Annotated in this window: 6 protein-coding genes and 1 pseudogene; 4 read left to right on the plus strand and 3 right to left on the minus strand. The window is 72.9% G+C overall.

Annotation, left to right across the window (positions count from 1 at the left end):
* The 3 genes and pseudogenes from JNW89_RS25625 to JNW89_RS25635 all read right to left on the minus strand — a co-directional run.
* Positions 1-238 (minus strand): annotated as a pseudogene (locus tag JNW89_RS25625) (hypothetical protein); the annotation flags it as partial.
* A gap of 57 nt (positions 239-295) precedes the next feature.
* Positions 296-580 carry a DUF427 domain-containing protein gene (locus JNW89_RS25630; RefSeq protein WP_238450849.1) on the minus strand — a complete coding sequence of 95 codons (285 nt, stop codon included), beginning with the start codon at positions 578-580 and terminating at the stop codon, positions 296-298.
* Between the two features lie 50 nt (positions 581-630).
* A complete protein-coding gene (locus JNW89_RS25635) occupies positions 631-1,158 on the minus strand; it encodes an aminoacyl-tRNA deacylase (protein WP_238450854.1) in 528 nt (175 codons plus the stop codon).
* Positions 1,159-1,194: 36 nt separating this feature from the next.
* On the opposite strand from JNW89_RS25635, the gene JNW89_RS25640 reads away from it, so the two are divergent.
* The 4 genes from JNW89_RS25640 (at position 1,195) to JNW89_RS25655 (ending at position 5,421) form a co-directional block, all read left to right on the plus strand.
* Positions 1,195-2,577, plus strand: coding sequence for an FAD-binding oxidoreductase (locus JNW89_RS25640; protein ID WP_238450850.1), 1,383 nt, complete (start codon positions 1,195-1,197; stop codon positions 2,575-2,577).
* A complete protein-coding gene (locus JNW89_RS25645; protein WP_238450851.1) occupies positions 2,574-3,920 on the plus strand; it encodes a class I SAM-dependent methyltransferase in 1,347 nt (448 codons plus the stop codon). The genes JNW89_RS25640 and JNW89_RS25645 overlap by 4 nt, the downstream gene beginning before the upstream one ends.
* Before the next feature lie 93 nt (positions 3,921-4,013).
* Positions 4,014-4,574 (plus strand): helix-turn-helix domain-containing protein, encoded by a 561-nt coding sequence (locus tag JNW89_RS25650; protein ID WP_088963794.1) that lies wholly within the window; start codon positions 4,014-4,016, stop codon positions 4,572-4,574.
* Positions 4,567-5,421: an SRPBCC family protein gene (locus tag JNW89_RS25655; RefSeq protein ID WP_238450852.1), complete on the plus strand. Its 855-nt coding sequence runs from the start codon at positions 4,567-4,569 to the stop codon at positions 5,419-5,421. The genes JNW89_RS25650 and JNW89_RS25655 overlap by 8 nt, the downstream gene beginning before the upstream one ends.
* Positions 5,422-5,743: the final 322 nt, after the last annotated feature.

Genomic DNA, 5,743 nt, shown 5'->3' on the forward strand with positions numbered 1-5,743 from the left:
CGGTGACCTCCGGCGACGGCGGCTCCGCCGGGGGCGCGGAGGCGGCGGACGCCGGCACCACCGGCTGGTCGCCGCCGCCGAGCACGCCGGTGGCGAAGAAGACCCCCACCAGTACGCCGACCAGCCCGGCGGCCAGCGCGAACCGCATCAGCGGGTCCCGGGGCAGCCCGGGTCGGGCGGCCCGGCGGGCGCCGTAGACGGTGCCGGCCGGGTCGTGGTGTTCGTCGGGGACGGACATGGGGGAATCCTGACCCACCAGACCGGTCGATGGCCACCCGGCCCGGCCCGCGGTGACTCAGTCGACGACCGCGACGTCCTTCCAGAACGCCACCCGGTCGCGCACCATCTCGGCGTCGGGCTTCGGGTCCGGGTAGTACCAGACGGCGTCGGCGCTGGTCCGGCCGTCGTGCTCGAGGCTGTAGTAGGAGGCGGTGCCCTTCCACGGGCAGAACGTGTGGGTCGCGGACTCCCGGATCAGGTCGTCGCGCAGGGCGGCGCGGGGGAAGTAGTGGTTGCCCTCCACCAGGACGGTGTCGTCGCTCTCGGCGATCACCAGGTCGTTCCAGACGGCTTTCGGCATGGCTCCACGCTATGCCGTCCGCGCCGGACCGACCACCGGTCTGCGGCGGGTCAGCGGGTGGACTCCGGGTCGGTCACGTCGGCGACCGTCGCCCCGAGTGTGGTGATCGCCGCGTCGGCGTCCAGCGCGACGGCGACGCCGTGCTCGCCCGCGCCGAGGGTGATCTCCCGGCCGCGCAGCCGCTCGTCGGCGACGACCGGCCAGGCGGTGGTCGCGCCGAACGGGGTGATGGTGCCGCGTTCGTAGCCGGTGGCGTCGCGGGCCGCCGCCGCGTCGGGCATCGAGAGCCGGTTGACGCCGAGCAGCGCGCGCAGCCTGGGCCAGGAGATCACCCGGTCGCCCGGGGTGAGCACGAAGAGGTGGTCGTCCGGGCCGCGGCGGACCACGATCGTCTTGACCACGTCCGGCACCGCGACGCCGCGGGCGGCGGCGGCCTCGGCGAGGCTGCGTACCGGCCCGTGCCGGATCACCCGGTACGGCAGACCGACGGCGTCCAGGGCGGCGAGGGCGGGCGACGGCACGTCCGCCACGGTAACGCGACCGTCCGATAGTGGTGGCGAAAAGGCCACCGTGGACATCCCACGCGCGGGCCGTTCGGCGCGTAAGGTGATCTCATGCGCGCGCTGCGTGATCATGACCTGGCGGTGGACACCTTGCGGCGGTCGTACGCCGCGGTGCCCCTCGGGGAACCCGTCCGCCTCGCCAAACGCACCTCGAATCTGTTCCGCCCTCGGGCGGCCACCCGCTCACCCGGCCTGGACGTGTCCGGGCTGGACGGCGTGCTGTCGGTCGACCCCCGGGCCCGTACCGCCGACGTGCAGGGCATGTGCACGTACGAGGACCTGGTCGACGCCACCCTCCCGCACGGACTGATGCCGCTGGTCGTGCCGCAGTTGCGCACGATCACCCTGGGCGGCGCGGTCACCGGGCTGGGCATCGAGTCCACCTCGTTCCGCAACGGCCTGCCGCACGAGTCGGTGACCGAGATGGACGTGCTCACCGGCGCGGGCGAGATCCTCACCGCCCGCCCGGAGGGCGAACACGCCGACCTCTTCGCCGCCTTCCCCAACTCGCTGGGCAGCCTCGGCTACGCCACCCGGCTGCGCATCGAGCTCCAGCCCGTACGCCACGCCGTGGCGCTGCGCAACGTGCGCTTCAGCCGGCTGGAGGAGCTGACCGAGGCGATCGGCGACGTGATCGTCAAGGGCGAGTGGGAGGGGCAGCCCGTCGACGCGATGGACGGGGTGATGTTCAGCCCCGGCGAGGCGTACCTGACCCTGGGCACCTTCACCGACGACGCGCCGCAGCTCAGCGACTACACCGGCCAGGAGATCTACTACCGGTCGCTGCGCCGGCGCACCCGCGACGCGCTGACCACCCACGACTACCTCTGGCGCTGGGACACCGACTGGTTCTGGTGCTCGGCGGCGTTCGGGGTGCAGCATCCGGTCGTCCGGCGGGTCTGGCCGGCCCGGTGGCGGCGCAGCGACTTCTACCACCGGCTGGTCCGGCTGGAACACCGGCATCAGGTCGCCGCGCGGGTCGACCGCTGGCGCGGGCGCCCGGCCCGCGAGCGGGTGGTGCAGGACGTCGAGATCCCGCTGGAGGCCACCGCCGAGTTCCTCCGCTGGTTCGCCGCCAACGTGGGCATGAACCCGGTCTGGCTCTGCCCGCTGCGGTTGCGCGAGCCGGCCGGGCCGGGCTCGGCGCGGTCCTGGCCGCTGTATCCGCTCCGGCCGGGGCAGACCTACGTCAACATCGGTTTCTGGGGAAGTGTGCCGATCGCCGAGGGAGCGGCCGACGGCGACGTGAACCGCTCGATCGAGCGGGCGGTGTCCGACATGGGTGGTCACAAGTCCCTCTACTCGGACGCGTACTTCGACCGAGCGGCCTTCGACCGGCTCTACGGCGGGGAGACCTGGCGTGCCGTGAAGGACCGCTACGACCCGGATCACCGGCTCACCGGACTCTACGAGAAGGCGGTTGCACGAAAATGAGCCTGACCGACCGAGAACAGGGGGCGAGCAGTTCCCCCGCCACACCACCGCCGGCCGGGGGCCGGCGCGCCGCCCCGACCGTCGCCGACGTCGTCCGGGCGCTGACCACCGGCGAGCTGCCGGTGCGGATCACCGGGTACGACGGCAGCGCGATCGGCCCGGCCGACAGCGGGATCACCCTGTCCATCTGCTCCGAGCGTGGTCTGACGTACCTGCTCACCGCCCCCGGTGACCTGGGCATGGCGCGGGCGTACGTCAGCGGCGACCTCCAGTTGCACGGCGTGCACCCCGGCGACCCGTACGAGGCGTTGCGGGTGCTCAAGGACGAGCTGCGGGTGCGTACCCCGTCGCTGGCCGAGGGGCTGGCGCTGGTGCGCGGGCTCGGCTGGGAGCGGCTGCTGCCCCCGCCGCCCCCGCCACAGGAGGCGCAGCCGCGCTGGCGGCGGGTGATGAACGGGCTGCGCCACTCCCGCCTGCGGGACAGCACCGCCATCTCGCACCACTACGACGTCTCGAACGCCTTCTACGAGAAGGTGCTCGGCCCGTCCATGACGTACACCTGCGCGGTGTTCCACAGCCCGGGCGACACGCTGGAGCAGGCCCAGGCGGCCAAGTACGACCTGGTCGCCGGCAAGCTGGCGCTCAAGCCGGGGATGCGACTGCTCGACGTGGGCTGCGGCTGGGGCGGCATGGTCCGGCACGCCGCCCGGGAGTACGGCGTGAAGGCGCTCGGCGTCACGCTGTCCCGGGAGCAGGCGCGGTGGGCGCAGGCGGCGATCGAGCGGGAGGGGCTGACCGAGCTGGCCGAGGTGCGCCACCTGGACTACCGGGACGCCCCGCGCCAGCAGTTCGACGTGGTCTCCTCGATCGGGCTGACCGAGCACATCGGGGTGCGCAACTACCCGGCGTACTTCGGGGCGCTGCGCGACCGGCTGCGGCCGGACGGCCGGCTGCTCAACCACTGCATCACCCGGGCCGACAACCGGGCCCCGCACCGCTCCGGCGCCTTCATCGACCGGTACGTCTTCCCGGACGGCGAGCTGGCCGGGCCGGGCCGGCTGATCAGTGAGATCCACGACGTGGGGCTGGAGGTGCACCACGAGGAGAACCTGCGGCAGCACTACGCGCTGACCCTGGCCGCCTGGTGCCGCAACCTCGTCGAGAACTGGGACTTCTGCGTCTCCGAGGTGGGGCAGGGCACCGCGCGGGTGTGGGGCCTCTACATGGCCGGGTCCCGGTTGGCCTTCGAGACCAACGGCATCCAGCTGCACCAGGTGCTGGCCACCCGCAACGGGCCGGCCGGGCAGACGTCGTACCCGCTGCGCCCCGACTGGACGCCCTGACCGCGGAACCGCCCGAGGAGCCGCGCCGGGTCGGCGCGGCTTTCCTCGACCCTATTGACAAAGAAAGTTTTTACGTACAAGCTCATTTGTGCGATGAGAGACGTCATGTACCTGGAGCAGATCGAGCAGGCCGAGGTCCTGCTCAAGCCGCAGCGCGTCGAGGTGCTGCGGCAGTTGGCCGAGCCCCGCACCTGCACCGAGGTCGCCACCCGGCTGGAGCAGACGCCACAGCGCGTCTACTACCACGTCAAGCAGCTGGTGGCGGCCGGGCTGGTCGAGCAGGTGTCGAGCCGAAAGGTGCGCGGCATCAGCGAGGGCATCTACCAGGCCGCCGCCCGGTCGTACTGGCTCTCGCCCCGACTGGTGGGGCGGGTCGGCGGGGTGCGCCGGGCCCGGGACGAGCTCAGCCTGGGCTACCTGCTCGACCTGATGGAGGAGGTCCAGGCGGACGTCGCCGCCCTCGACCGGTCCGCGCCGGAGCTGCCCTCCATCGGGGTGTCCGGCGAGATCCGGGTGCCGGCCGAGCGCCGACAGGAGTTCCTGCACGACCTGCAGTCCACGCTGCGGGACCTGTTCACCCGCTACGGCGGCGCCGAGGGAGACGCCTTCAAGCTCGCCGTGGCCTGTTACCCCAAGGGGGACGACCGTGAGTGATCTGTTGAAGCTGGGTGCCCGTCTCGCCGCGCCGGTCGAGGCCGTCCGGCGCGCCCTGACCGACCCGGCCGAGCTGCGCGTCTGGTTCGCCGAGCACGCCGAGGTGGAGCTGCCCCGACGGTACGAGTTCTGGGGCCGCTTCACGCCCGAGGGCGACGCGCCGCACCAGCGCCTGCTGCACGCCGACGAGGACACGCTGCGCTTCGCCTGGCTGCTCGACGGGGTGGCGACCACCAGCGAGATAGCCCTGACGCCCGAAGGGCCGGGCAGCACCCTGCTGACCCTGACCCAGAGCCACTTCAGCTTCGCCGAGGCGCTGAACGGCGGCAGCATCCGGGGCGTGCTCCAGACCTGGTGGAGCCTGTCGATCGCCAACCTCGCCGCGCACCTGGAGGGGCGCCCGCTGCTGCCGAAGACCGACTTCACCTCCGCCGACCTGCGCGGCGAGCTGCTGATCGGCGCGCCGGTCGAGCGGGTCTGGCAGTCGCTGACCGACTCCGCCCAGGCCAGCGCCTGGTTCGGCTACCCGATCGGCATCGAGCCCTGGGTCGGCGGCCGGTACGCCATGGGCGGCTTCGAGGCCGGGTACGCGGCCAAGGTCGTCGACCTGGAGCCCGGCCACCGGATGTCCGTCGACTGGGGACCGACCGGCATCAGCACCTGGGAGCTGGCCGAGTCCGACGGGAAGACCAAGCTGACCTTCGTGCAGAGCGGCTTCGACGAGGGCAACCCGCCGTACGCGGCCTGGAGCGGGTCGGTGGCCGGCCTGTCCGAGCTGCGCCGCTACCACGAGATGGCCGACTGGCAGCCGATCTGGGTGATGGCGGAGCTGCCCACCGGCGCCTGACCGTCCCGCCCTGTTCCGCCGGCGCGGGCCCGCGCCTCTTGGGGTGCGGCCCGCGCGTCCGTGCCGCCTGAGCCGGTTCCGTCGTGACCTCTGCCGCGTCGACCGGCGGTGTTCCGGCCGGTGCCGCTCGGGGTGTGCTCGTCCTCTGTTCGGGTGCTGCCCGAGGCCCTCAAGGCAGCCGGGCGTGGGCGGGCGCGGCCGGGAGCATTGACGGTGTGGGTGCCCTTTCGAGCTGATGACGTAAACGACTCACTCGGCACTCGGCACCCGGCACCCGGCATCCCGTCCCGCCACCCGGCAGCCCGCACCGGCCCGCTCGGCA

It is taken from the genome of Micromonospora sp. 4G55 (assembly GCF_016803375.1).

Coding starts and splice junctions, on each gene's coding strand:
- JNW89_RS25630 (WP_238450849.1), bottom strand. CDS start 580: ATGCCGAAAGCCGTCTGGAACGACCTGGTGATCGCCGAGAGCGACGAC.
- JNW89_RS25635 (WP_238450854.1), bottom strand. CDS start 1,158: ATGTCCACGGTGGCCTTTTCGCCACCACTATCGGACGGTCGCGTTACC.
- JNW89_RS25640 (WP_238450850.1), top strand. CDS start 1,195: ATGCGCGCGCTGCGTGATCATGACCTGGCGGTGGACACCTTGCGGCGG.
- JNW89_RS25645 (WP_238450851.1), top strand. CDS start 2,574: ATGAGCCTGACCGACCGAGAACAGGGGGCGAGCAGTTCCCCCGCCACA.
- JNW89_RS25650 (WP_088963794.1), top strand. CDS start 4,014: ATGAGAGACGTCATGTACCTGGAGCAGATCGAGCAGGCCGAGGTCCTG.